Here is a 24,054-nt window from a genome sequence, read left to right as displayed (position 1 = left end):
CGCTGGCGGCACGATACGGGCCGGGGCGGGAAACTCCAAACGGGCACGCCTCGTCCGGCCGGCCCTACCCGAGCAGTGTCCCGAGCCACGCCCGATCGAGTACCGTTTCGAGTTCCAAGGCAATCTCGTCGAGAGCCGCATCCACCGACCGGCGGTAATTGCCTCCCCCGCCTTCGATACCGAAGCTCTTGAGCAGCGCGGACCGGTAGGCGTCGCTTCCGAAAAGACCGTGCAGATAGGTGCCCATCACGCGGCCGTCCGCCGACATCGCTCCATCCGGGCGGCCGTCGATCTCGACCGGCGCGCGGCTGCAATCGGCGCCCGTCGTCTTGCCGAGATGGATTTCGTAGCCTTCGAGCGCGACGTCGTATTCCCGCGACCAGGCGCGGCTGTTGCGAACCGTCTTTTCCGGAGCCATCTCCGTCTCGACGGACAGCAGCCCCAGCCCCTCGATCTCGCGCTTGCCGCCCTCGATACCGAGCGGGTCGGCAACCCGGCTTCCGAGCATCTGATAGCCGCCGCAGATACCGACGACCCGGCCACCGCGCCGCATATGCCGGTCGAGATCCCGGTCCCAGCCCTGCCTGCGGAAATCGTCGAGATCGGCAATGGTGGATTTCGAGCCGGGTATGACGATGAGGCCCGCATCGTCGGGAAGCGGCGTCCCCGGCCGAACGAAGACTATGTCCACGTCCGGCTCCGCGGCCAAGGGATCGAGATCGTCGAAATTGGCGATCCGCGACAGGACGGGGACTGCGACCTTCAGCGCCTTGCCGCCGCCCCGCGTCAGCCTCTCGAGGACGACGGAGTCTTCGGCAGGCAGCCGCCCGGCACTTTTCAGCCAGGGCACGACGCCGAAGCAAGGCCAGCCGGTGAACTGACGAACCGATGCGATGCCGTCATCGAAGAGGGTGACATCGCCGCGGAATTTGTTGATGAGGTAGCCGGTGACCATGCGCCGGTCGTCCCCCGGCAGGATCGCATGCGTGCCGACCAGGGACGCGATCACACCACCGCGGTCGATATCGCCGACGAGAACCACGGGCACGTCAGCGCGGGTGGCAAACCCCATATTGGCGATGTCGCCGGCGCGCAGGTTGATTTCGGCCGGCGAGCCGGCGCCTTCGACGATCACGAGATCGGCGCCGGCGGACACCTGTTCGAAACTCTCCATGACCGAGCCGAGGAGGCTCGGTTTGAGAGCCTGGTATTCCTTCCCCTTGGCCTGGCCCGCCACCCTGCCCTGGACGACGACCTGGCTGCCCACATCCGATTGCGGCTTCAGAAGCACCGGGTTCATATGCACGGAGGACGGCACGCGCGCGGCAAGCGCCTGGAGCCATTGCGCACGGCCGATCTCGCCGCCGTCGTCGGCAACGGCGGCATTGTTCGACATGTTCTGGGGCTTGAACGGTTTTACGCTGAGGCCATGATTGGAAGCGAGCCGGCAGAGGCCCGCTACCAGTACCGATTTTCCGACATCCGAGCCGGTTCCCTGCAGCATGATCTTGCGTGTCATGCCTTTCCCGTAGCATCGAAACCGCCCGCCGCAAAGCTCTGTTCCGACGCGATTCCGCCATGATTGCGTCACCGGCGGTCACGGTGCATTTCCGGCCTTCTTCAAGCGTGCGAAAATTTCTCGCACGCTTGCTCAATTGCGACATGCCGTGCCGAGCCTGGCATTCAAGTCGTCCCGGCAAGAGCCTATATCCGCGCCATCGAAACCCCGCCGGAAATTGCCCGGTCTCCCAAGGTAGAAAGCCATGCTGTTCGTCTTCGGCAAACCCAACTTCGTTCAGATCGCCTGGAACTCCAAGGCGCCGAACGGCCAGTCCCGCGTCCGCAATGTCGTCGCGGAAGCGCCGGTCGGCCCACTCGGCCTCATCCGAACGTCCAACGTCGGATAAAGCGCCACGTCGCGTTCGAAACCGCCCCCTTTTTCGGGGCAGCTTCTTCACGCTTCCCCCGGAAATGCAAAAGCCGCACCCAACCGTTGGAACGGAAGGGTGCGGCGATCAGATTATTCTGCTGAATATCGGGTCCGGCACGCACTACCTGATCCGGACCTGCGGCAGTCGCCCGCCGCAGGCAGACAATTATCCCCACAACCTTACCGGATCGTTATTGAGGTCTTAACCAAAAGTGAATTTCGTCGATTTCGCCGTTCGTGTGCTCGGTACAGCGAGGGCGTCACGGCGGAATACGCCGCCGGCGCCAGACGCCGGATGAAAAGGTTGATTTCTCAACGCGAACACTTAGGCTTGCCGCAATGACAACGAAGTGGGCCGGCTGGCAGCTTCAGCGCGGGAGCGGTTAGGCGGCGCTCCATCCACCATGTGTGGCCGCAGTGACGTGAAGGTGTCGACGGACATGAAAAAACTCCTTGCTACCCTCATCCTCACGGCAGGCATATGCTCTCTGGCGGGCCCCTCCGGAGCTGCCGAATGCGGCGACGTCAGCATAGCCGAGATGGACTGGGCGTCGGCGGGCGTCGCGGCTCACGTGGACAGGTTCATCCTGGAAAACGGCTATGGCTGCAGCGTGAAGCTCGTCGCCGGCGACACGATGCTGACCTTCACCTCGATGAACGAGAAGGCAGAGCCCGACCTGGTGCCGGAACTCTGGATCAACTCCGTACGCACGCCTTTCGATGCCGCAGTCAAGGAGGGCCGCCTCGTCGAGGGCGCCAAGATCTTGAGCGAAGGCGGTGTCGAAGGCTGGTGGATTCCGAAGTTCATCGCCGACGCGCACCCGGATATCCGAACGGTGCAGGACGCGTTGAAGCACCCGGAACTCTTCCCTTCTCACGAGAACCCCGCAAAGGGAGCGATCCATAATTGCCCTTCAAGCTGGAACTGCCGGTTCTCCACCGCCAATCTCTACAAGGCTCTCGATGCGGAAAAGGCCGGCTTCCAGCTGATCGATCCCGGTTCTGCTGCCGGGCTTGACGCGTCGATCACCGAAGCATTCGAGAAGAAGACCGGCTGGCTCGGCTACTATTGGGCTCCGACCGCCTTGCTCGGCAAGTACGAGATGACCTTGCTGTCTTTCGGTGTGGATCACGACAAGGCGGAATGGGACTCCTGCACTGCCGCTCCGGATTGCCCGACCCCAAAGGTAAACTCCTATCCGGTCTCGGACGTCTATACCGTGGTGACCAAGTCCTTTGCCGATAGAGCAGGCAGCGCCATGGACTACGTCGAGGCGCGGCAATGGGAAAACGCGACGGTAAACAAGGTTCTGGCCTGGATGGATCAGAACCAGGGGACGAACGAGAGCGCCGCCCGCTACTTCCTCGGGAACTTCCAGGAGATATGGACGCAGTGGGTAAGCCCGGAGGTCGCCGAAAAGGTGAAGGCGGCGCTCTGATTGTCGGTCGGATCGGCCTGAAGTCGTGAACGTGATCGATTCCGGTGCCCCTTCGAGGATGCGGCTGCCTGATGCGCGACGCACGAGCCGCGCCTGCGTCGCAAACAGTAAAGCGGTCCGCGTCTTCCGCTGTCACAGTTCTGATGCAAGGAGCGGCAAGCGCCGCGAAAACGCAGTCGGCGTAAAAGCTCCAAGCCAAGAGAAGGGGAAAGGTTGTCCATGGCTAGTCACGCAATCGAGGTGAAGAACCTCTACAAGATTTTCGGCCCGCGCGGGGAGGATTACGTCAAGCTCGTCGAGAACGGGATGGGTAAGGCCGAACTCAACGAAAAGCACGGCCACGTGCTCGGACTGCAGGACATCAACATTTCCATGCCTGGCGGCTGCATAACGGTCGTGATGGGGCTCTCGGGGTCCGGCAAATCGACGCTGATCCGGCACATCAACCGGCTGATCGATCCGACCTCCGGCGAAGTCCTCTACGACGGCGTCGACGTCTGCAAGATGAACGAGAACGACCTTCGCGCATTCCGCCGCCACAAGACGGCGATGGTCTTTCAGAAATTTGCACTGCTGCCGCATCGCACGGTTCTCGAGAACACCATCTACGGTCTGGAGATCCAAGGCGTGGACCGGCGCGAGAGCGAGAAGCGTGCGCTTGGCTGGATCGAGCGCGTCGGCCTTCAAGGCTTCGAAAAGCACTATCCGAACCAGCTTTCCGGCGGCATGCAGCAGCGCGTCGGCCTTGCCCGCGCACTTACAAACGACGCCGACATACTGCTGATGGACGAAGCCTATTCGGCACTCGATCCGCTGATACGCGTCGACATGCAGTCGGTGCTGCTCGAACTGCAGAAGGAGTTGAAGAAGACGGTGGTGTTCATCACCCACGATCTCGACGAGGCCCTGAGGCTCGGCGACAAGATCGCCATCCTGCGCGACGGCCGCGTCGTGCAGCAGGGAACCGGCCAGGAAATCGTGCTCTCGCCGGCCGACGACTACATCACGGCCTTTGTGAAGGAAGTGAACCGCGGGCGGGTGGTCAACGTGGAAACGATCATGCGGCCGCTGTCCGGCAATCCGGAAGGCCTGCCGCTCGCCGCAGGCACCGTGCTCGAAGCCGCCGCCCGCACCATGACCGGCGCGCAAATAAGCAATGCGCATGTCGTCGACGCCAATGGCCGCCCGATCGGTGCGATCGACCTGCAGATGATCATCTCCGCCATGGTGACGCCCGTGCAGCATACCGACCGGCAGGCGGCTTGATTCGCATTGAGGGGCGCCCATGGGCGCCCTCGTTCGGGGGATATTCGGCTGGCCGGTTTGCCGCTGACCGTGTCGTTGCTTCTGCGTCTTCCGCGACGGTGAGCTGCCGGCAGGCCGCGCATCTCACCGTATCCAGGCCGATCGCTGTCGACAGCTTCGATTTAATGGCATATATTGCCAGTCGCTTTTAGGAAGATGTGCATGGCTACTCGAAACGTCGTTCTGACTGACGCACAATCAGCGCTGCTTGAACGGTTGGTCGCCTCCGGGCGCTATCAAAATGCCTCGGAGGTCTTGCGTGCCGGGTTGCGGCTGCTCGAACGGGAAGAGGCCGAGCTGGACGATTTGCGGGCAAGGCTGAGCACGGGACTCGATGAGGCCCGTCGCGGCGATCTAGCCGAAGGTACGGGCGAAGAGGCGATCCGCCGTGCTTTCGCGGCAGCGCATGCAGCCTCCTGATGCCGAAATCCTGGCGACTGACCCGATCCGCGGAAACGTCGTTGACCGTTATCGCCCGCTGGACAGTTGAAAACTTCGGACCGAGCAGGCTGCGGGTTATAAAGAGGATTTGATCGCTCGCTGCGCCGGGATCGCGGCGGGAACGGTGCCGTCGCAGGATTGCCGCCGCATCATCAGTTCAGAACTGCCCGAAGATTTGCGGTTTGCCCGCTGCGGCCAGCACTTCATCGTGTTTGTCGACAATGCCGAGCAGGTAATCATCGTCGATTTCCTGCACGCCCGCACGAACCTGCCTCGGCGGCTGGCCGCCCTGGCGGCATCCAAACCAGTCGAGAGTCATTGAAACGGATGCTCGATCGGTGCGGTCGACCTTCTGCTACAGCGCCGCGCGCGCTCGACAGGTGATATTTAAGTGACCGCCAGCCTTCCGCTGATGTATCTGAACTCCTGCGTCTTGCCTCCATAGCCATAGGCTGCCGCCGGTACCTCATGCACGAGCACGTAGCTTTCGGGATGGACAGTCCCGAGAATATCCTCGAAGGACGCAAAGATCGCTTCGATATAGGCGCCAAGTTCCTGTTTGGTATTGGTGCCGTCGACAACCTTGATGTCGAGCCAGAAACTGCTGGCCTGCTGCGATGCGAGCGATTTTCCGCCCGCGAACCAATGCCGCGGATCGACATAGCTGACGACGACCGCCGTCACCGAGGGGTCCTTGCGAAGATGCGACTGAGTGAGGTCGCTTACCTTTGCCGCTACTTTCGCCGAAAGCTCCGGCTCCGGCTGTCCGGTAACGCTGATGTTGATGATGGGCATCACAGGTTCCTTTCTCGAAATAACACCTCTTCAATTTGCCACCGCTGCCACATCAAAAAAATCGAATTGTTTTGCAGGAATACTTCTGTAAAACTGAAGTATGAATCCGATCGATCCCGAACTGCTGCGCACTTTTCTCGCATTCGCCGAAGGCGGTTCGCTTGCAAGAGCGGCAATGGCCGTCAACCGTTCGCCCTCCGCCGTGACGGCGCAAATGCAGCGGTTGGAAGCGCTGATCGGCGAGCGCCTTCTTGCGCCCGCCGGGCGCGGACGTGTGCTCACGCCCGTGGGAGAGGAACTCGCCGCGCATGCCCGGCGCATTTTGGATGCGCATCGCGACGCCTGGCTCAGCCTCAGGGGCGCGCGCGCCGATGGACGGATCTCCCTCGGCAGCACTCAGGACTTTGCCGATACGATGCTGCCCGGATTGCTGCGCCGCTTCGCGCGCTCCCATCCGCGCATTCGCCTGGATTTGAGGATCGGCAGGTCGAAAGAATTGACGGCCGACTTCGATCAGGGCCAGATCGACATTCTTCTTGCCATGCGACAGGCGGCTGCAGATGACGAATTGCTTGTGCTCGGCGAACAGATGCTTTGGCTCTGCTCCGACAGGGGCTTGGCAACGGACGAAGAGGAGCTACCCCTCGCCGTGCTCGACCCACCTTGCGGCTTCCGCGCCGCCGCCATATCGGCCCTAGAGAGAACCGGCCGCCGCTTTCGGATCGCGGCAACGAGCCCCAGCCTGTCGGGCTTACGCGCGGCTGTCTTGAGCAGCATCGCCGTTACCACCCGGACGGGACGATTTCTCGGCACTGGCATCGAGCGCGCTCCTGCCCATCTCGGCTTGCCATCCCTGCCGCCGGCGGAATTCAGCCTGCGTCTGCACGCCCGGGCGGATAAGCCCGCAGCCGACCTTGCCGCGCTGCTTGCGGACGAATTGCCGCGTTGATCTGTGCAATTCTGTTGCCAACACATAAAGATATCTTTATATCTTATTGCAATTCCATTCAGCCGGGAAAATCCGATGTCCGTTGCAGCCCATGCCCTTTCCGATCTCCTCGCCCAGAAGGGCGTCCTGCTTGCCGATGGAGCCACAGGCACGTCGCTCTTCGCCATGGGGCTTGAAGCGGGCGAGGCGCCGGAGATCTGGAACGAGACCAAGCCGGACAACATCACCAAGCTGCATCAGGACTTCGTGGATGCCGGTGCCGACATCATTCTCACCAATTCCTTTGGCGGCACACGCCACCGGCTGAAGCTTCACCAGGCCGAAGACCGGGTCCACCAGCTCAACAAGCGGGCGGCAGAAATCGCGCGCGCCGTCGCCGACAAGGCTCCGCGAAAAGTCATTACGGCCGGGTCCGTCGGCCCAACGGGCGAACTGCTGATACCGCTCGGCGCCCTCTCCTATGAGGACGCGGTCGCGGCCTTTGTCGAACAGATCGAGGGCCTGAAAGCCGGCGGCGCGGAGGTCGCCTGGATCGAGACCATGTCCTCTCCGGACGAAATTCGTGCGGCCGCCGAAGCCGCGGCGAAGGTCGGCCTCCCTTATGTCTACACCGGCTCCTTCGACACCGCCGGCAAGACGATGATGGGCCTGCACCCGAAAGACATTCACGGCGTCGCCGCTGATATCGGCGAAGGTCCGGTTGCCGTCGGCGCGAATTGCGGCGTCGGGGCGTCGGACATTCTTTCCTCGCTGCTCGACATGACGGCTGCAAGCCCAGAGGCTACGATCGTCGTCAAGGGCAATTGCGGCATTCCCGAATTCCGCGGCTCGGAGATCCATTATTCCGGGACTCCGCCGCTGATGGCGGAATATGCCCGGCTGGCCGTCGATGCCGGTGCCAAGATCATCGGCGGCTGTTGCGGCACCTCCTGCAACCATCTGGCCGCAATGCGGCTTGCGATCGACAATCACACCAGGGGCGAGCGCCCCACGCTCGAAACGATCGTCGAGAAGATCGGACCGTTGCGCAACAAATCGGCAAATGAAGGCCCCGCCGCCCCGGCCCGAGAGCGCCGTCGGCGCGCGTAAGGTAATGCTTGCGGCAGCTCCGGCGGCAAAGCCGGAGCTATCCTATTTTACGGGACCAGAGTGAGTGCGCATGTGCGCCGCCGGGACGGCGCTGGCGCTCACGAAAGCAAGCTTTTCGAGATCGCAAATCCCGTGCAAAGGTGCCCCGAACCGACCGCGCTCCGACTCCCGCGAAACCGCCGGAGATAAAGCCGGCGTGAAACAGCAGGACGGGGATTACGGCGACGGCGCGCAGCCCGTCGATCTCGGGTCTATAATGCATAATGCGAGGCAGGTACTTCCGTGAGGTCGGCGCGTCGTTAACATGTGCAATCGGCCGGCGCCACCCCGCCGATCACCTCACGCGCGCCCGTCGCAGATGATTGCGCCAGGCTTCGAGCCCTTCTTCGATGTTCCTACGGCCGAATCCGACGCGGAAGCGATCCTGCGCGACCGGCAGCAGATCGGAGACAAAAAGGCTTGAAGGAAGCAACAGCACGCCTGATTCCTCGACAAGGCGCCGGCAATGTTCCTCCACACTGCCCGGCCCGTGATAGCGGGCGAAGCCGACGCAGCCGCCGTCCGGCGCCTGCCACTCGTAGAGATCGGCAAACTCGGCGAAGAAGGCGCCGAGTTTTTCGAGATTTCGCGTGCAGAGTGCGCGATTGCGTTCGAGTATCCGATGGCGGGATTTCAGCGCGATCGTCGCCAGCACCTCCGATGGCCGGGAATTGCATATGGAAAGGTAGTGTTTCATGCCTTCCATGCGCTGGAGAAGCGCGTGATCGCGGCAGGCGATCCAGCCGATCCGAAGCCCCGGAAGGCCATAGGCCTTGGACATGACGTTGAGCGAAATACCGCGGTCGAAGAGTTCGGCCGCCTGCGGCAGGCGCTTCTCCTCGTCGCGCTCCAGCCCTCGATAGACCTCATCGCTGAAAAGATGAATGCCGCGCTCGGCGCAGAGTGCCGCGAGCGCGCGAAAGACCGACGGCTCGGCGACAGCGCCCGTCGGGTTATTGGGGAAATTGACCGCGATCAGCTTCGTATTCGGCTGCAGCGCCGACTGGACATCGGCGATATCGAGCTGCCAATTGTTCTCGGGACGGAGTGCAACACCGCTTACCGAGGCGGCGATCGTGACCGGAAGGGTTTCCATCGACTGGTAATTCGGCACGGTGACGATGGCATGGTCCTCGGGACCGAGCAGAGCCAGCATGGCGCAGTAGAGCCCCTCCTCGGCACCGGCGAAGCAGAGGATATCTTCCGGCTCAAGCCCTTCGTAGGTCGCGGCGATCGCCTTGCGGAGCGCCGGAGCGCCATGGGTCTCCGTATAGCCGAGCGTCAGCCGCTCCCACGCGTCGCGATCGGCCTCGTCGGCAAGCGAAAGAAGTTCGGCCATCGACATGGTTTCGCTGTCGCTCGCGGTCATGTGGTGGCGCGCCGTGAACTCCCAGCGCGAGAAATGCGTCTCGAGGCGGAAGGCCGGCAAGGTCGTCATGGTCGTTCTTCCCTTTGAAGGCGAGGCTCGGTGCTCATTCAGGCGGCGCCTTCGTCGCGCGCGGCTGAGAGATAGTTGTAGATGGATGCGCGCGAGGTGCCGATCAGGCTTGCCAGATGGTCGACGGCGTTGCGGGTCTTGAAGAGCCCCTGCTCTTCGAGTGCCGCAACCAGGGCCACGCGATCCGGGCGCTTCAAGGCGGAAAGCGCAAGGCCCCTCACCTTTAGCCAAGCGTGCAGCGCTGCATTGATCTCCTCGCGCCAGTCGCGCGAAAACAATGCCTGCGGCCGTCGTTCCGGCGTGCCGGCAAAGGCCGCGAGCAGCCTCACGGCGTCGTCGATACGGGAAACATCGAGATTGATGCAGAGCAACCCGACGGCACGTTCTTCGCCGTCGCGCAGCACCGCGGATACGGATTTCAGCCGCCGCCCATCCGCACCCGTCTTTTCGTAGGGCCCAAGCACGGAGGCGCCCTCAACGATGTCCCCGAGGCCATCCTCGATGAGCGATACCAAGCCCACGCCCCGGCCGGAAAAAGCATTCCAGATCGCGGCGATCCGCCCGCTCGCAAGATCGTGCAGGACGATCTCGGCATGGGGATAGAGCAGCGCATTAATCGCCGCGGCTGACGGCGCGTGGATCGCGAGACTCTGGGGGATGATGGGTTCAGTCTTCATGCAGGCATCTGACGGGATTTGTATATTTTGTCAATATTAGACTTATAATACATCCGATCGCAAGTCAGCGCGGAAACTTCGCGACGACAGCGATGATCGGGCCGAGCGGAAACAGCCGGTCGTGCCGATTGATCTCCGGCGCATAAAGGCTCGAGATCGTGCCATCCAGAAAGAGCGCATTGGGGCAATCCAGCGCGTCGCGAAACAAGGTCGCGAAATCGTGAAAGCGCACCGGCCGTTTCGACACGGCGAAGACCACCTGGCCATTGGGCGTCACCCCGACGCCGTTGCGGGTCTTGAGGCTGTCGCTATCCGGCAGGAAACGGGGATGCAGCGCACCGTCGATGACGAGCATCGGACCGGATTGCGTCGCGAAACGCGGCTCGATGCCGGCAAGGCGATAGGCCTCCGCAGCCATGACCCCGGCCTTGCCGTCGCCGACATAAAAGACGCCGTTCGGCAGCATGTGAAAGTTGCCCCAACCCGGATTTGTATTGAGCGGCGCCTGCTCCGCGCCCTCCTCCACATGCAGCCCGACCGGAGCGAGGTCCTCGTGGTACATGCCGCCGTTCATTGCGAAGACGAGATACTGTTCGCGACGACGAAGTTCGAGCGACAGCGCTCTGAAGGACCTGAACGGCACGCCCGCCTGGTCCTTGTTGTAGAGTCGTATGTCGCTCGTCGCCGGGTCGAAGCTGCAGGCGAGGTAGGTTTCGCCGAGGTGGCGAACATCGCGGCAGGCACCGAACGCGGGTGTAGCGAGACCGGCGGATAGAAGGGCGGCGCCGGCGATGAAGGCTCTTGTAAACAGCGGCATCGAACAGACCCGGAGGGAATCATACGACGTAGCATCGCATGGATTGCAGCGGATTTATGTGGGCGCGCTCTGATTAAAACTCGATCGCCGCCATATGGAAACGCAACTGCCCCACCGGATAGCGATAGTCGCGCCCAACCGGACAGGCATCGCGCGACAGGCAGCCGTGAGCAAGGCAGCCGGCCACCCCTTCCCCGGTTCTCAGATGCGCGCGGCAGCGCCCGATATCGAATGTAGCGCCTGCCAAAGCATCCGCCGGGCAGGTGGAAAGGCAGGGCCTTCCAACACAGGTTTCGCAGGGGTGGCCACCCGCCGGCTCGCCCGTCACCGGCATGGCTCGATCGAACGCAAGCGCGCCGCGATAGCCGTGCCATAGACCGTAGAGCGGATGAATGAGGATGCCGAGCGGCGACGGCTTCAGCCCTTCGGCACGCATTGCCCATTGCTGGAAGGGCTGCCAAGGGGGATCGGACGGAAAATACGCCGAGGCGCCTGCTGCCGCAGCCGCCGGGCGGATGACCTGTTTCGACCAGTTGTCGAGCGGCTCCGCACCGCCGCCGTCGGGTTCGCCTTCGCGCCACCGGCGGAAAGGCTCCCAGACCGAGCCGCCGACATTGCCGATCAGCACCACGCACGCTGCGGGCTTGCCGCCTTCGAGCGTTGGTCCCGCCTCGCCCGGCGCGAAATTGATGGTTCCGCGCAAAAAAAGACCGTGCGGCGCAAGCGCCGCACGGATGGTTTCAAGCACATCGCTTTCCGATGCGTAAGGAGCCGTCATTTCGGTTTCGGCCCTTGAGTTTCGTAATGCGGGCGCCAGACCTCTTTCTGTATCATATCGGCCACCTGCGCCGCGCCGCCTTGCTCCCTGGCTCGCTCGGGAGCCTTTCAGGTGAAGGCGTCGGGCATCGAGTCCTTGCGCTTCGCGATGAATTCCTTCAGCGCCTCGTCGATCGCCGGATCGAGATAGGGCGCCTCATAATGTTCGAGCCACGAGCGGGCGAGCGCGTTGGCGCGCTGTTCGATCCGCTTTTCGCCCTCGATCTCCCACTGCTCGAAGGAGTTGTTGTCGGCGAGCGGCGAGCGATAGAAGGCGCTCTGGAAGTTCGCCTGCGTATGTGCACAGCCGAGATAGTGGCTGCCCGGGCCGACTTCGCGGATGGCGTCGAGCGCCTGCGCGTCTTCGGAAAGGTCCACGCCCTCGGCCATCTTCTGCATCATGCCGAGCTGATCCTGGTCGATCATGAACTTCTCGTAGGATGAGACGAGACCGCCCTCGAGCCAGCCGGCCGCATGCAGCACGAAATTGGTGCCGGCAAGCAGCGTCATGTTCAGCGTATTTGCCGATTCATGCGCGGCCTGCGCATCCGGAACCTTCGAGCCGCAGAGCGAACCGCCGGTACGGAACGGCAGGCCGAGGCGGCGAGCAAGCTGAGCAGCGCCGTAGGAGACGAGCGACGGCTCCGGCGTGCCGAAGGTCGGCGCGCCCGACTGCATCGAAATCGACGCGGCGAAGGTGCCGAACAGCACCGGCGCGCCCTTGCGGATGAGCTGGGTAAAGGCCGCGCCTGCCAGCACTTCGGCGAGGATCTGCGTCAGTGTGCCGGCGACCGTGACTGGGCTCATCGCGCCCGACAGGATGAAGGGCGAAACGACGCAAGCCTGGTTATGGCGGGCGTAGACCTTCGCGGCACCGAGCATCGTCTCGTCGAAGACCAGCGGCGAGTTGGCGTTGATGAGGTTCAACGTCACCGCATTGTTCTCGACGAAATCGTCGCCGAAAAGGATCTTCGCCATTGCGACCGTGTCTTCGGCGCGCTCGGGCGCGGTGACCGACCCCATGAAGGGTTTGTCGGAATAACGGATATGGCTATAAACCATATCGAGGTGGCGCTTGTTGACGGCGATATCGACCGGCTCGCAAACCGTGCCGCCCGATGAGTGCATCGACGGCGCCATATAGGCGAGCTTCACGAAGTTGCGGAAATCCTCGATCGTCGCATAGCGGCGGTTGCCGTCGAGATCGCGCACGAAGGGCGGGCCGTAAACCGGCGCGAAGACGGTCGCCTTGCCGCCGATCTGAGCGTTGCGCTCCGGGTTGCGCGCGTGCCAGGTAAAGTCCTTCGGCGCCGTCTTCAAGAGCTCGCGGCAAAGTCCCTTGGGGAAATGCACGCGTTGACCGCGCACGTCGGCACCAGCGGCCTTCCACAGATCGAGCGCTTCGGCATCGTCGCGAAACTCGATGCCGATCTCTTCGAGAACGACGTCGGCGTTGCGTTCGATGAGCTGCAGCCCTTCCTCGTCAAGAACTTCGTATTCGCGAATCCTGCGTTGGATATAGGGCAGAGACGGTCCCGGGCCACCGCCGGTGCGGGAAGCGCGACGCGCTGCCGCTCCCCGCCCCTCACCACGCGCGCGGCGTCCGCCGCCTTCGGCCGCACCTTGTTCTGTAACGTCGCTCATTCGCTCATTCCTCTTCCCGCGGTGCTCCGCGCATCATGCGCGATGAACGCCGCAACACTTTGATGGGTGGGCGCATACCCCTTTCGCGAGGCTAAATCCAGCGGCGGGCATATGCATCCGGTAGTCGATTTAGCCTAATGCTACCAAGGCGCCGGACCGGTACGGGTCTTAATGCGCCAACGGCTGGCGCATCTTAGACACTCGGTCTGCGGTCGCTCCCATTGCAGTGCGTCGAGCGTGCGTCTTTCGCTGCTTCAGATCGGGACCGCGCAAGCGCCACTCTAACGCCTTGAAGTGCTGCATAATTTTGCAGGCGGCAGATTCCGAACCGCGGAATAATGCGCTACCGCTGTCGCATGGGAGCATTTACGCGGGGCGCCGTCGTTTTTCATCATATGCGACGTCGCTTTCAACAAGAGATTTTTAGGTGTAGCCCGCTAAGGATTGGGCAACGCGTCCGGATTGTGCCATCTCTCGTGCCACCCGTGCGAAATGACTGTGCCAGGAACCGAGGAACCCAACTATGGCAGACGATGAAATCATTCTCGAGGACCTTTCCGACGAGGAACTCGTGCAGCAGATGCATGACGACCTCTATGACGGTCTCAAGGAGGAAATCGAGGAAGGGACGCGCATCCTCCTCAAGCGTGGCTGGACGCCTTACGACGTCCTGACCCAGGCCCTGGTCGAAGGCATGCGCATCGTCGGCATCGATTTCCGCGACGGCATTCTCTTCGTCCCGGAAGTGCTGCTTTCGGCCAATGCGATGAAGGCCGGCATGTTCATCCTGCGCCCGTTGCTCGTCGAAACCGGTGCCCCGAAGCTCGGTAAGATGGTGATCGGCACGGTCAAGGGCGACATCCACGACATCGGCAAGAACCTCGTCGGCATGATGATGGAAGGCGCCGGCTTCGACGTCGTCGACCTCGGCATCAACAATCCGGTCGAGAACTACCTCGAAGCGCTCGAGCGTGAGAAGCCGGACATCCTCGGCATGTCTGCCCTGCTCACGACGACCATGCCCTATATGAAGGTCGTCATCGATACGATGAAGGAAAAGGGATTGCGCGACGAATACGTCGTCCTCGTCGGCGGTGCACCGCTCAACGAGGAATTCGGCAAGGCCGTCGGGGCCGACGCCTATTGCCGCGATGCCGCCGTCGCCGTCGAGACCGCCAAGGACTACATGAAGCGCAAGCACAATCAGCTCGCAGCCGGCTGAGACGATCTGACATGAAAAAAGCCGGCTGCCCGTGTGAAACGAGCAGCCGGCTTTTTGTTTTTCGGAAAGAGCACTTACCGGGTGCCGTCAGTTGGCGGCCTTGGCGACCCGTTGGCCGGCTCCCTGTGTCGCGTTGACTGCGTTTGCAGTATCCTGTCCTGCGCCGCGGATCGTATTTGCGCAGGAACTCAGGGCTGCCAGCGCTATCAGAACGGCTCCGATGGTCGCGATGGATTTTGTCGTCATGACCGTGATTCCTTTGTGTTGATGCAAGGCGGAATAAAGATGGAAAACGCAACGTCGGCAAGAGAACGTGCACAACCGAAGAAAGTTCATGTCATTGGTTGCGGCGCGATCGCGCGCGAAATTCTTGCCGTCTGCGCGGCCAACGGGCTTGATCACATCGAGCTCAACTGTCTGCCGGCCATCTGGCACAACACGCCGGAGAAGATCACTCCGGGCCTGCGTGAGGCTATCACCCGGGCGCGCGCCAACGGTTTCGAGCGCATCTTCATCGCCTATGCCGATTGCGGCACCGGCGGGCTTATCGACCGACTCTGCGAAGAGGAAGGGGTGACGCGCATCCCGGGTCCGCATTGCTACTCGTTCTTCGCCGGAAACGCGGACTTCGCAGCCCGCTGGGACGATGACATCACAGCTTTCTTCCTGACGGATTTCCTTGCCCGGCAGTTCGAAGCCTTCGTCATCGAGCCGCTCGGCCTCGACCGGCACCCTGAACTGCGCGACATGTATTTCGGCCACTACCGCAAGCTCGTCTATCTCTCCCAGCAGGAGGACGCCGCGTTGCAGGAAAAGGCCCGGCGCGCCGCCGTTACTCTCGGGCTCGAATATGAGTACCGTTATACCGGCTATGGCGATCTTACGACATCGCTGATCGAGGTTTGATCCGCTCTCTCCGGTCCCGGCACTCACGCCTCGTCGGCGGTGCGATGGCCCCGCGATCCTTCGGGATCGTTTGCAGGGCACAGCTTAAGGCTGTACTAACGTATCGACGGCATATTTCCTGCGCTGACCTGCCGCGCAGCGCACCTCAAATCCCATCTGGCGCAAATTCTTGTCGCGATCCGCTGATGTGTAACGTGAAATCTGAAAAAGGGGCGCTGTCGAGCGCCGAGCACAAGGGACGCATCGTCGTGGTGACCGCCGGAGGCGACAATGCGAACATCATGATCAACGCATTGGCTGCGCGCTTCACGAATGTTGCAATTTTGCAGGAGGAGCCGGAATCAAAGGCGCTCTTCGTCATGCGGCGTGCGCGCAAACTCGGATGGGTAATGGCACTCGGGCAACTTGCGACGATGTTCGTCTCCCGCATCGGCAAGCGCTTCACCCGGCGTCGGGCAGCCGAGATTCTTCGCGAGAATGATGCGTCCGCCGCGCCCAACCGGACGGTGCCCGTCCACCGCGTTGACTCGATCAACGACGCGGACGGCCATGCAATGCTTCAGCTACTGAAACCCGCCGTCCTCTTCCTAATCAGTTGCCGCATGTTGAAGCCGGAAACGCTTGCTGCCGTCAATTGTCCGATTCTGAATTTCCATGCCGGCATCAACCCGCAATATCGCGGCTTGATGGGAGGCTACTGGGCGCTGGCCAACAACGATCCCGAGAATTTCGGCGCGACCGTCCATCTCGTCGACGAAGGCGTCGACACCGGCGGCATCCTCTATCAATCGCGGCAGACGCCGCGCCGCGCCGACACGATCCACACCTACCCCCTTCTCCAGACGGCCGCCTCAACCGACATCGCCATCCGTGCGGTCGAGGACGCCCTTGCCGGGAAACTGCGCCCGATCGCCATCGCGGCCCCGTCGCGGCAGTGGTACCATCCCCCGGTCTGGACTTGGTTCTGGAATGGCCTGCGGCACGGCAGGTGGTAGACAGAGGGACCTGCCTGCTACTGCGCCCCCGCGCTCAAGACCCGATGGGTCGCCCGGTCGACGGCATGGCCAGTTTGCGTTCCGTCTTCCCTGAATCCCCGTGCCGTGTTGGCGCAGGACGAAGCGAAGATCAGGATTAGAACTGCAAATACGGTCTTCGACATGACACCCTCGGAGACAGCCCGGCAATCCAAGAAAAGATGATGCATGCCTGCGAGAAATCAAGCGTGGTGGGAATCTTGTCTTTAGCCGACAGATGAGAGAATATTAGATATTCCTCATGTCAAATCCGGTGATCGGAGAACGTCATGACCGGCAGATCATCGATCGTCGCAGCCGCGCTCGCCCTTTTGACGATGGCAGGCTGCATGAGCAGCCAGTCGGCCCGGAACAGCAACAGCCCTCAACAAAGCGGCGGCTCCGGCGAAGGCGCCGGTAGCGGCAGCATGGGCGGTTCCGGCGGCGGCAGCTCCGGCTACTGAGCGGATCTTCGGTCGGATCTGAAGTCATCGTCCGATGAAAGAAGGGCCGGCTGTCCCTCCGTGCGTTGCCGGAGGGACAATGCTCGACGACCTCAGTAGTAAGGCGAATAGCACTGCTGTCTTGGGCCGCCATAGGGCTGGTAGGAATTGTCCGCAGCGCGGTACGAGCGGTAGCGGTCATAGCACCAGTTGACGTGGCTGGCAGGCATTCCCGGCGCCGCATAGCGTGGCTCTGCGTAACGCGGCTGGGCGATGGCGCCGCCGATGATCATACCGGCACCGAAGGCTCCCAGTGGATACCACCAGCCGTCGCTGTGCCGGCGGTAGCCGTGGCGGCGATAGTTGTAGCCGCGATGCCCGTTATACCAGCAGTGTCGATGGCCGTGCCGGCGCCAGCCGTGCCGCGGGCGATGCCGGTGACCATGCCAGCCGCGGTGGTCGACCATCTGCACGTCGATCGTCTGCGACACCGGAACGGTTGGGACGGGCATGGCTTGCGCAGGCGCATAGCCGGTGAAAGCCGTCACAGCCGCGAGGAACAGGATCCCAATCTTCTTCATCTCCACACCTATCTGTTCGAATAGGTCAGAGCTTTTGCCGCCGGCCAGGTGAACGCGCAGTGAATGCAAGATTCATGATATTCTTAAGGACCATCCGAGGCGCCGGTGCACGCGTGTTCCCGGTCCTTTGTCGCCGCCGATAAGGCAGGCATTTCGCCGCGCCGGCGCAAGCGGCGCGCTCCGCGAGCGCAAGGTTCGGATGCGTGATTGTGCAGCGTCGTTTTTGGACATATCGGACGTCGTGGCAAGGTGAGCCACGGCGCGTGGACATGCGCATTGTCGCCCTTATAGGAGAACAGGAATCCGATGGCAGACCGCATTATCGTCTACTGGCGCGATATCCCCGCGCAAGTCATCATCAAGCAGGGCCGCAAGACCGCCAAGCGCGAGCTCTCGCTGCGCTTCACCGAGGCGATCGACATGTGCGCCATGCGCACCGGCGCCGCCGAGACCGACGACTACCTTGCCGAATGGCGCAAGGCCGATCCCGTTCCAGTCTCCGACGACCTCGAGGCGGAAGCCGACAGGGCGGCGGCCGAATTGGAAGCCGCCTTTGACCGGGAGCGCCTCGTCGCACTCATCAAGGCCGGAGGCCGGGACAATGCCTGACCCGAAGGTCGTGACCGGCAACGCCCAGTCCGCCAGGAAGGCGGCGACGGGCGCCTATACACCCCAGGGCGTGTCGCCCAGCCGCCGCTCGCGCCACAAATACACGGTGCGTCTCTGGGCCGTACGCAATTCGCGTTTCCTCGAGTGGTTCTACAACCGTTTCGCCGACATGTTCCTGCTTCTCCATCCTCTGTGGAACGCAATTGGCTACAACCGGGTTGAAAGGCCCGTGACATTCGTCGAGCGCCACGTCAAGGGCTTCCTCTTCGACTGTCGCATGTGCGGGCAGTGCGCGCTGTCCTCAACCGGCATGTCGTGCCCCATGAACTGTCCGAAGCAGCTCAGGAACGGGCCCTGCGGCGGCGTACGCGCAAACGGCAATTGCGAAGTCGAGCCGGACATGCCCTGTGTCTGGGTGCAGGCGTGGAAGGGCTCGCAGAACATGGTGAAGGGTGATGCGATCATGAACGTGCAGAAGCCGGTCAACCAGTCGCTGCGCGAAACCTCGTCCTGGTTGCGGGTAACGGCCGAGGCCGCGGCCGCCCGCGAAGCGGCGAAGAAGGAAGGCCCGCAGCAATGAGCCCGGACATCAATCCCCACGATCCAGGCGCTCCGCTCGACCCCCTGCCCGGCCATTCCTCGCGCGGGCGGTTGGAGCGCGTGCTGCGCCGCGGCGAGTTCGCAGTGACGGCCGAGCTCAATCCGCCGGACAGCGCCGATCCCCAGGACGTCTACGAGCGCGCGGCAATCTTCGACGGATGGGTGGACGGCATCAACGCGGTCGACGCTTCGGGCGCCAACTGCCACATGTCATCCGTCGGCATCTGCGCGCTCCTGACGCGCATGGGCTATGCGCCGATCATGCAGATCGCCTGCCGCGACAAGAACCGCATCGCGATTCAGGGGGACGTGCTCGGCGCCTCGGCCATGGGCGTCCAGAACATCATGTGCCTCACCGGCGACGGCGTGCAGGCGGGCGATCAGCCCGGGGCCAAGCCGGTTTTCGATCTCGACTGCATGTCCCTGCTCGAGACGGTGCGCATCATGCGCGACAATTCCAAGTTCCTTTCGGGCCGCAAGCTGACGACGCCGCCCCAGGTATTCCTCGGAGCAGCGATCAACCCCTTCGCTCCGCCCTATGATTTCCGCCCCTATCGCCTCGCCAAGAAGATCGAGGCCGGCGCACAGTTCGTGCAGAGCCAGTATTGCTTCGACGTTCCGATGTTTCGCGAATACATGAAGAAGGTGCGCGATCTCGGTCTTCACGAGAGGTGCTACATCCTGGTGGGCGTCGGGCCGATGGCATCCGCCAAGACTGCCCGCTGGATCCGCTCCAATGTTCCGGGAATCCACATTCCGGACAGCATCATCAAACGGCTCGAGGGCGCCCAGGACCAGAAAAAGGAAGGTAAGCAACTCTGCATCGACATCATGAACGAGGTGAAGGAGATCGAGGGCGTCTCCGGCGTCCACGTCATGGCCTATCGCCAGGAGGAATACGTTGCCGAAATCGTCCATGAATCAGGTGTCCTGAGGGGCCGTAAACCCTGGACGCGCGAAGCCGCGCCGACCGACGCGCTGGTTGCCGAGCGGCTGGAACATATCCGCGAAGGCAAAGAAGAAAATCAGCAGCAGATGGCCGAGGCCGCCGCGCACCACCCGCATTGAGACAAAGCCGTGATCGGCGGCTTTAGCAGAGGATAACCGGCGCTCCTGCTCGTCCAGCGCCTTACAAACACAGAACGGCCCTATTACATAGGCCAACGCTCAAGGTTCAGAGGATCTTATATGACCCGCACCATCGTCGCCTCCGCCACACGCGAGATCATCATCGGCTTCGACCAGCCCTTCTGCGTCATCGGCGAACGCATCAATCCGACCGGCCGTAAGAAGCTCGCCGCCGAGATGATCGAGGGCAACTTCGACACCGTGATCAAGGATGCGCTGGAGCAGGTTGCCGCCGGCGCGACGATGCTCGACGTCAATGCGGGCGTGACGGCCGTCGACCCGAACGAGACCGAGCCGCCGCTCCTCGTCAAGACGCTGGAGATCGTTCAGGGCCTCGTCGACGTGCCGCTGTCGATCGACAGTTCGGTTACCGCCGCCATCGAAGCCGGCCTGCGCGTTGCAAAGGGCCGCCCGCTCGTCAATTCGGTGACCGGCGAGGAGGAAAAGCTCGAAGCGATCCTGCCGCTCTGCAAGAAATACGACGTTCCGGTGGTGGCGATCTCCAATGACGAGACCGGCATTTCGATGGACCCGGACGTCCGCTTCGCGGTCGCCAAGAAGATCGTCGAGCGCGCCGCCGATTACGGCATCAAGCCGCACGATATCGTCGTCGATCCGCTCGTCATGCCCATCGGCGCACTGGGATCTGCGGGCCAGCAGGTCTTCGCGCTGCTTCGCCGCCTTCGCGAAGAGCTCAAGGTCAACACCACCTGCGGCCTCTCCAACATCTCCTTCGGCCTGCCGCACCGCCACGGCATCAACGCCGGCTTCATCCCCATGGTTATCGGCGCCGGTATGACCTCGGCCATCATGAACCCCTGCCGTCCGCAGGAGATGGAGGCGGTTCGAGCCGCAAACGTGCTTAACGGCACCGACCCGAACTGCACAAACTGGATCATGACCTATCGCGACCACAAGCCGGCCGAAGGCGGCCATGCCGTCGCCGCTGCGGCAGCACCGGCGGGTGCCGGCGGGCGGCGCGGCGGACGCGCGGCGCGCGCCGGCGTCGCACGGGCGGAGTAAAAATGGCCAAGCACCACTCCTTCGCCAGCGACCTGGCGGCACTCTGGTTTCAGGCTCCGATGGTCATCGCCGCGCGTACGCAGGCCATGGCCGTCGCCGCTATCACCGGCTCGGCAACCGACTATGTCGAGGCAAGCCGGATGGTGACTGAAAAAATGGCGGCCGTCGCCGAAAGCGTCGTCGCCGCCAATGTCGCCCTGGTGAAGGAAGGAATGAGTGCGGCCGCGGCACTTGCCGCCGGAAAGCCGGGCTCTGCCGCCGCGCACAACCGGATAGCGGCGGCCGCAGTTCGGCCCTATGCCAAGCGCGTGCGGGCAAACGCCCGCCGGCTCGCGAAATAAACTGCTGGCGAGACAGAAAATGTTGAACGTGCCCTCGAAGGACGAAAAGAACGATCCGCTGGTGCTCTTCATGCCCTCCGGCAAACGCGGCCGTTTCCCCGTCGGTACGCCGATCCTCGACGCCGCACGTTCGCTCGGGGTCTATGTCGAAAGCGTCTGTGGCGGCCGCGCCACCTGCGGACGTTGCCAGGTTTCCGTCCAGGAAGGCAATTTCGCCAAGCACAAGATCGTTTCGTCCAGCGACCATATCTCGCCGATCGGTCCCAAGGAGCAGCGTTACGCGAGCGTGCGCGAATTGCCGGACGGGCGGCGGCTGTCCTGTTCGTCCCAGATTCTCGGCGATCTCGTCATCGACGTCCCGCAGGACACCGTCATCAACGCGCAGGTGGTGCGCAAGGCCGCAAGCGATCGTGTGATCGAGCGCAACGCGGCGGTGCAACTGTGCTATGTCGAGATCGACGAACCGGACATGCATAAGCCGCTCGGCGATCTCGATCGGATGAAGGCCGTCCTGGAAAAGGACTGGGGTTGGAAGGACCTTCTGATCGCCCCCCACCTGATCCCCCAGGTCCAAGGCATATTGCGCAAGGGCAATTGGGCCGTGACTGCGGCGATCCACCGCGACATGGACTCCTCCCGTCCCTTCATTGTCGCTCTCTGGCCGGGATTGAAGAACGAGGCCTATGGCGTCGCCTGCGACATTGGCTCGACGACGATCGCGATGCATCTCGTATCGCTGCTCTCCGGACGCATCGTGGCCTCCTCCGGCACATCGAATCCGCAGATCCGCTTCGGTGAGGATCTGATGAGCCGCGTCTCCTATGTGATGATGAATCCGGATGGCCGCGAGGCGATGACCAAGGCGGTCCGCGAAGCGTTGAACGGCCTGATCGGCAAGGTCTGCGCTGAGGGCGAGGTCGACCGCCACGACATTCTCGACATGGTCGTCGTCGCCAATCCGATCATGCATCACCTGTTCCTCGGGATCGATCCGACGGAGCTCGGACAGGCGCCATTCGCGCTGGCCGTATCCGGCGCCTTGCAATATTGGGCGCACGAAATCGACATAGAGGTCAATCGCGGCGCGCGCCTTTATATGCTCCCCTGCATCGCCGGCCATGTCGGAGCGGACGCCGCGGGTGCGACGCTTTCCGAAGGGCCGCATCGTCAGGACAAGATGATGCTGCTCGTCGATGTCGGCACCAATGCCGAGATCGTGCTCGGCAACAGGGAGCGCGTCGTCGCCGCCTCATCGCCGACCGGCCCGGCCTTCGAGGGGGCAGAGATCTCCTCCGGTCAACGAGCCGCACCCGGAGCGATCGAGCGCGTCCGCATCGATCCCGAGACGCTGGAGCCGCGGTTCCGGGTAATCGGCGTCGACAAATGGTCGAATGAAGAAGGCTTCGCCGAGGCAGCTGCAGCAGTCGGTGTCACAGGAATCTGTGGCTCGGCGATCATCGAAGTCGTCGCGGAGATGTACCTCACTGGCATCATTTCGCAGGACGGCGTCGTCGACGGCGCTATGGTCGCGAAGAGCCCGCGCATCATCCCGAACGGCCGCACCTTCTCCTATCTGCTCCACGAAGGCGAACAGCGCATCACCGTGACGCAGAACGATATCAGAGCGATCCAGCTCGCCAAGTCGGCGCTTTATGCCGGCATCAAGCTGCTCATGGAGAAACAAGGTGTCGATCACGTCGACACGATCCGTTTTGCCGGTGCCTTCGGCTCGTTCATCGATCCGAAATATGCCATGGTGCTCGGCCTGATCCCCGATTGCGACCTCACTGAGGTGAAGGCGGTCGGCAATGCCGCCGGCACAGGCGCGCTGATGGCGCTCCTCAATCGCGGTCACCGCCGCGAGATCGAGCAAACAGTGAGGAAAATCGAGAAGATAGAGACGGCGCTTGAATCGAAGTTTCAGGAGCATTTCGTCAACGCCATGGCGATGCCGAACAAGGTGGATGCCTTCCCGAAACTCGCCGAAGTGGTTACCCTGCCGGCGCGCAAGTCATTGACCGATGACGGTGGCGAAGGAAGCGGCCGCAGGCGGCGACGCAGCAGGGAGTAGTCCGTCTCACCGCTTCGAATAGCCGAACCTTGTGTCGACGGCCAAGGAGATCCGATGAAAAGCGGCTGCAATCCTGGACGGATCGTCATCCTCAACGGGGCGCCACGATCCGGCAAGTCGAGCATAGCCGAGGCGATCCAGGAGACATTCGACGGACCATGGATGAACCTTGGCGTCGACGCCTACATGGAGCGAGTAATGCCTCGCCGCTGCCTGCCGGGTATCGGGTTGCGGCCCGGCGGTGAATTACCTGAAATCGAAGCGCTCGTACCTCTCTTCTACGCTGCCCTCTACGAGTCCGTTGCCGCGCATAGCCGGCTGGGTCTGAACGTTGTCGCCGATGTCGGGCATCACGACGCCTATGGCGAACCGCGCCATATCCTTCCCGACTGCGCTCGCCGGCTTCTCGGCCTTCCCGTCCTCTTCGTCGGGGTGCGGTGTCCGGTCGAGACGATAATGGAGCGACGCAATCGCGGCCAGCCCGGTCGCGAAGGCGGTTACCTCACCGGTAGCGAGGCGGAGCCTGTTCCGCGCCAGGTGCTCGCATGGCAGCGAGAGGTGCATCGCCCCGGTATCTACGATCTCGCAGTCGACACGTCCATGATGACGCCTGACGAATGCGCCGCGCTCATCCGCAAGCGGCTCGAAGCAGAGCCCATGGCTCCGACGGCATTCCAACGGCTGGCCAGAATGGCCAGCATTTCGCAGCCGGATTAAGGTCTGTTGAGCTTCGGGATA

At 62.6% G+C, this 24,054-nt stretch carries 28 protein-coding genes; 18 read left to right on the top strand and 10 right to left on the bottom strand.

The window, feature by feature from the left end:
• Positions 1–64 precede the first annotated feature (64 nt).
• Entirely contained in the window at positions 65–1,519 is a 1,455-nt protein-coding gene (locus JOH52_RS14590) for a cobyric acid synthase (RefSeq protein WP_013844594.1), read from the bottom strand.
• Between the two features lie 244 nt (positions 1,520–1,763).
• Here JOH52_RS14590 and JOH52_RS14585 point away from each other — a divergent pair, with 244 nt between their 5' ends.
• The 5 genes from JOH52_RS14585 (at position 1,764) to JOH52_RS14565 (ending at position 5,437) form a co-directional block, all read left to right on the top strand.
• A complete protein-coding gene (locus JOH52_RS14585) occupies positions 1,764–1,907 on the top strand; it encodes a hypothetical protein (protein ID WP_010969600.1) in 144 nt (47 codons plus the stop codon).
• Between the two features lie 463 nt (positions 1,908–2,370).
• Positions 2,371–3,369 carry an ABC transporter substrate-binding protein gene (locus tag JOH52_RS14580; RefSeq protein ID WP_010969601.1) on the top strand — a complete coding sequence of 333 codons (999 nt, stop codon included), beginning with the start codon at positions 2,371–2,373 and terminating at the stop codon, positions 3,367–3,369.
• A gap of 219 nt (positions 3,370–3,588) precedes the next feature.
• Positions 3,589–4,635: a quaternary amine ABC transporter ATP-binding protein gene (locus JOH52_RS14575; RefSeq protein ID WP_003530709.1), complete on the top strand. Its 1,047-nt coding sequence runs from the start codon at positions 3,589–3,591 to the stop codon at positions 4,633–4,635.
• 201 nt (positions 4,636–4,836) lie between these two features.
• On the top strand, positions 4,837–5,094 hold the full coding sequence (locus tag JOH52_RS14570; protein ID WP_013844596.1) for a type II toxin-antitoxin system ParD family antitoxin: 258 nt from the start codon (positions 4,837–4,839) through the stop codon (positions 5,092–5,094).
• 109 nt (positions 5,095–5,203) lie between these two features.
• Positions 5,204–5,437 carry a type II toxin-antitoxin system RelE/ParE family toxin gene (locus JOH52_RS14565; RefSeq protein ID WP_010969604.1) on the top strand — a complete coding sequence of 78 codons (234 nt, stop codon included), beginning with the start codon at positions 5,204–5,206 and terminating at the stop codon, positions 5,435–5,437.
• 65 nt (positions 5,438–5,502) lie between these two features.
• Here JOH52_RS14565 and JOH52_RS14560 read toward each other — a convergent pair whose 3' ends face one another.
• Complete coding sequence (locus JOH52_RS14560) at positions 5,503–5,910, bottom strand: tautomerase family protein (RefSeq protein WP_010969605.1); 408 nt, start codon at positions 5,908–5,910, stop codon at positions 5,503–5,505.
• Positions 5,911–6,010: 100 nt separating this feature from the next.
• Between JOH52_RS14560 and JOH52_RS14555 the strand changes: the two genes are divergently transcribed.
• Positions 6,011–6,859, top strand: a complete 849-nt coding sequence (locus JOH52_RS14555) for a LysR substrate-binding domain-containing protein (RefSeq protein WP_010969606.1) — start codon at positions 6,011–6,013, stop codon at positions 6,857–6,859.
• Between the two features lie 75 nt (positions 6,860–6,934).
• The gene (bmt, locus tag JOH52_RS14550; protein ID WP_003530700.1) at positions 6,935–7,948 is read left to right on the top strand and encodes a betaine--homocysteine S-methyltransferase; all 1,014 of its coding nucleotides are present in this window, start codon (positions 6,935–6,937) and stop codon (positions 7,946–7,948) included.
• Positions 7,949–8,282: 334 nt separating this feature from the next.
• On the opposite strand, the gene JOH52_RS14545 is transcribed toward bmt, so the two are convergent.
• From JOH52_RS14545 to JOH52_RS14525, 5 genes are all read right to left on the bottom strand, one after another.
• A complete protein-coding gene (locus JOH52_RS14545) occupies positions 8,283–9,425 on the bottom strand; it encodes an aminotransferase class I/II-fold pyridoxal phosphate-dependent enzyme (protein WP_010969607.1) in 1,143 nt (380 codons plus the stop codon).
• Positions 9,426–9,463: 38 nt separating this feature from the next.
• Positions 9,464–10,102, bottom strand: a complete 639-nt coding sequence (locus JOH52_RS14540) for a helix-turn-helix transcriptional regulator (RefSeq protein ID WP_010969608.1) — start codon at positions 10,100–10,102, stop codon at positions 9,464–9,466.
• A 64-nt stretch (positions 10,103–10,166) separates the two neighbouring features.
• Positions 10,167–10,919 carry a phosphodiester glycosidase family protein gene (locus JOH52_RS14535; RefSeq protein WP_014529368.1) on the bottom strand — a complete coding sequence of 251 codons (753 nt, stop codon included), beginning with the start codon at positions 10,917–10,919 and terminating at the stop codon, positions 10,167–10,169.
• Positions 10,920–10,992: 73 nt separating this feature from the next.
• Entirely contained in the window at positions 10,993–11,697 is a 705-nt protein-coding gene (locus JOH52_RS14530; protein WP_010969610.1) for a 4Fe-4S dicluster domain-containing protein, read from the bottom strand.
• Positions 11,698–11,804: 107 nt separating this feature from the next.
• Positions 11,805–13,379, bottom strand: a complete 1,575-nt coding sequence (locus tag JOH52_RS14525; protein ID WP_014529367.1) for a trimethylamine methyltransferase family protein — start codon at positions 13,377–13,379, stop codon at positions 11,805–11,807.
• A gap of 523 nt (positions 13,380–13,902) precedes the next feature.
• On the opposite strand from JOH52_RS14525, the gene JOH52_RS14520 reads away from it, so the two are divergent.
• Entirely contained in the window at positions 13,903–14,601 is a 699-nt protein-coding gene (locus JOH52_RS14520) for a corrinoid protein (RefSeq protein ID WP_013844598.1), read from the top strand.
• 87 nt (positions 14,602–14,688) lie between these two features.
• Here JOH52_RS14520 and JOH52_RS14515 read toward each other — a convergent pair whose 3' ends face one another.
• Entirely contained in the window at positions 14,689–14,847 is a 159-nt protein-coding gene (locus JOH52_RS14515; protein WP_003530686.1) for an entericidin domain-containing protein, read from the bottom strand.
• 39 nt (positions 14,848–14,886) lie between these two features.
• On the opposite strand from JOH52_RS14515, the gene JOH52_RS14510 reads away from it, so the two are divergent.
• Entirely contained in the window at positions 14,887–15,507 is a 621-nt protein-coding gene (locus tag JOH52_RS14510; RefSeq protein WP_003530684.1) for a DUF1638 domain-containing protein, read from the top strand.
• A 185-nt stretch (positions 15,508–15,692) separates the two neighbouring features.
• Positions 15,693–16,502 (top strand): formyl transferase, encoded by an 810-nt coding sequence (locus JOH52_RS14505; RefSeq protein WP_013844599.1) that lies wholly within the window; start codon positions 15,693–15,695, stop codon positions 16,500–16,502.
• A 17-nt stretch (positions 16,503–16,519) separates the two neighbouring features.
• Here JOH52_RS14505 and JOH52_RS35070 read toward each other — a convergent pair whose 3' ends face one another.
• Positions 16,520–16,666 (bottom strand): entericidin, encoded by a 147-nt coding sequence (locus JOH52_RS35070; RefSeq protein ID WP_010969613.1) that lies wholly within the window; start codon positions 16,664–16,666, stop codon positions 16,520–16,522.
• Positions 16,667–16,810: 144 nt separating this feature from the next.
• Between JOH52_RS35070 and JOH52_RS14500 the strand changes: the two genes are divergently transcribed.
• The gene (locus JOH52_RS14500; protein WP_010969614.1) at positions 16,811–16,984 is read left to right on the top strand and encodes a membrane protein; all 174 of its coding nucleotides are present in this window, start codon (positions 16,811–16,813) and stop codon (positions 16,982–16,984) included.
• 92 nt (positions 16,985–17,076) lie between these two features.
• Here the strand turns inward: JOH52_RS14500 and JOH52_RS14495 are convergent, their stop codons facing one another.
• Complete coding sequence (locus JOH52_RS14495; protein WP_014529363.1) at positions 17,077–17,544, bottom strand: BA14K family protein; 468 nt, start codon at positions 17,542–17,544, stop codon at positions 17,077–17,079.
• Between the two features lie 306 nt (positions 17,545–17,850).
• Between JOH52_RS14495 and JOH52_RS14490 the strand changes: the two genes are divergently transcribed.
• The 7 genes from JOH52_RS14490 (at position 17,851) to JOH52_RS14460 (ending at position 24,033) form a co-directional block, all read left to right on the top strand.
• The gene (locus tag JOH52_RS14490) at positions 17,851–18,153 is read left to right on the top strand and encodes a virulence factor (RefSeq protein WP_010969616.1); all 303 of its coding nucleotides are present in this window, start codon (positions 17,851–17,853) and stop codon (positions 18,151–18,153) included.
• Positions 18,146–18,733 carry a methylenetetrahydrofolate reductase C-terminal domain-containing protein gene (locus JOH52_RS14485; protein WP_003530675.1) on the top strand — a complete coding sequence of 196 codons (588 nt, stop codon included), beginning with the start codon at positions 18,146–18,148 and terminating at the stop codon, positions 18,731–18,733. The genes JOH52_RS14490 and JOH52_RS14485 overlap by 8 nt, the downstream gene beginning before the upstream one ends.
• Positions 18,730–19,821: a methylenetetrahydrofolate reductase gene (locus JOH52_RS14480; RefSeq protein ID WP_003530674.1), complete on the top strand. Its 1,092-nt coding sequence runs from the start codon at positions 18,730–18,732 to the stop codon at positions 19,819–19,821. Before JOH52_RS14485 ends, JOH52_RS14480 begins: the two co-directional genes overlap by 4 nt.
• Positions 19,822–19,941: 120 nt before the next feature.
• Complete coding sequence (locus tag JOH52_RS14475; protein ID WP_010969617.1) at positions 19,942–20,904, top strand: methyltetrahydrofolate cobalamin methyltransferase; 963 nt, start codon at positions 19,942–19,944, stop codon at positions 20,902–20,904.
• Between the two features lie 2 nt (positions 20,905–20,906).
• Positions 20,907–21,245 carry a hypothetical protein gene (locus JOH52_RS14470; RefSeq protein WP_010969618.1) on the top strand — a complete coding sequence of 113 codons (339 nt, stop codon included), beginning with the start codon at positions 20,907–20,909 and terminating at the stop codon, positions 21,243–21,245.
• 19 nt (positions 21,246–21,264) lie between these two features.
• The gene (locus JOH52_RS14465; RefSeq protein ID WP_003530667.1) at positions 21,265–23,316 is read left to right on the top strand and encodes an ASKHA domain-containing protein; all 2,052 of its coding nucleotides are present in this window, start codon (positions 21,265–21,267) and stop codon (positions 23,314–23,316) included.
• A 54-nt stretch (positions 23,317–23,370) separates the two neighbouring features.
• Positions 23,371–24,033: a phosphotransferase-like protein gene (locus tag JOH52_RS14460; RefSeq protein WP_010969619.1), complete on the top strand. Its 663-nt coding sequence runs from the start codon at positions 23,371–23,373 to the stop codon at positions 24,031–24,033.
• Positions 24,034–24,054: the final 21 nt, after the last annotated feature.

The sequence above is a fragment of the Sinorhizobium meliloti genome (genome assembly GCF_017876815.1).
In the GTDB taxonomy this organism is placed as follows: Bacteria; Pseudomonadota; Alphaproteobacteria; order Rhizobiales; family Rhizobiaceae; genus Sinorhizobium; species Sinorhizobium meliloti.
Note: the sequence above shows the minus strand (reverse complement) of the source record. Positions and strands in the feature narration are given on the sequence as shown.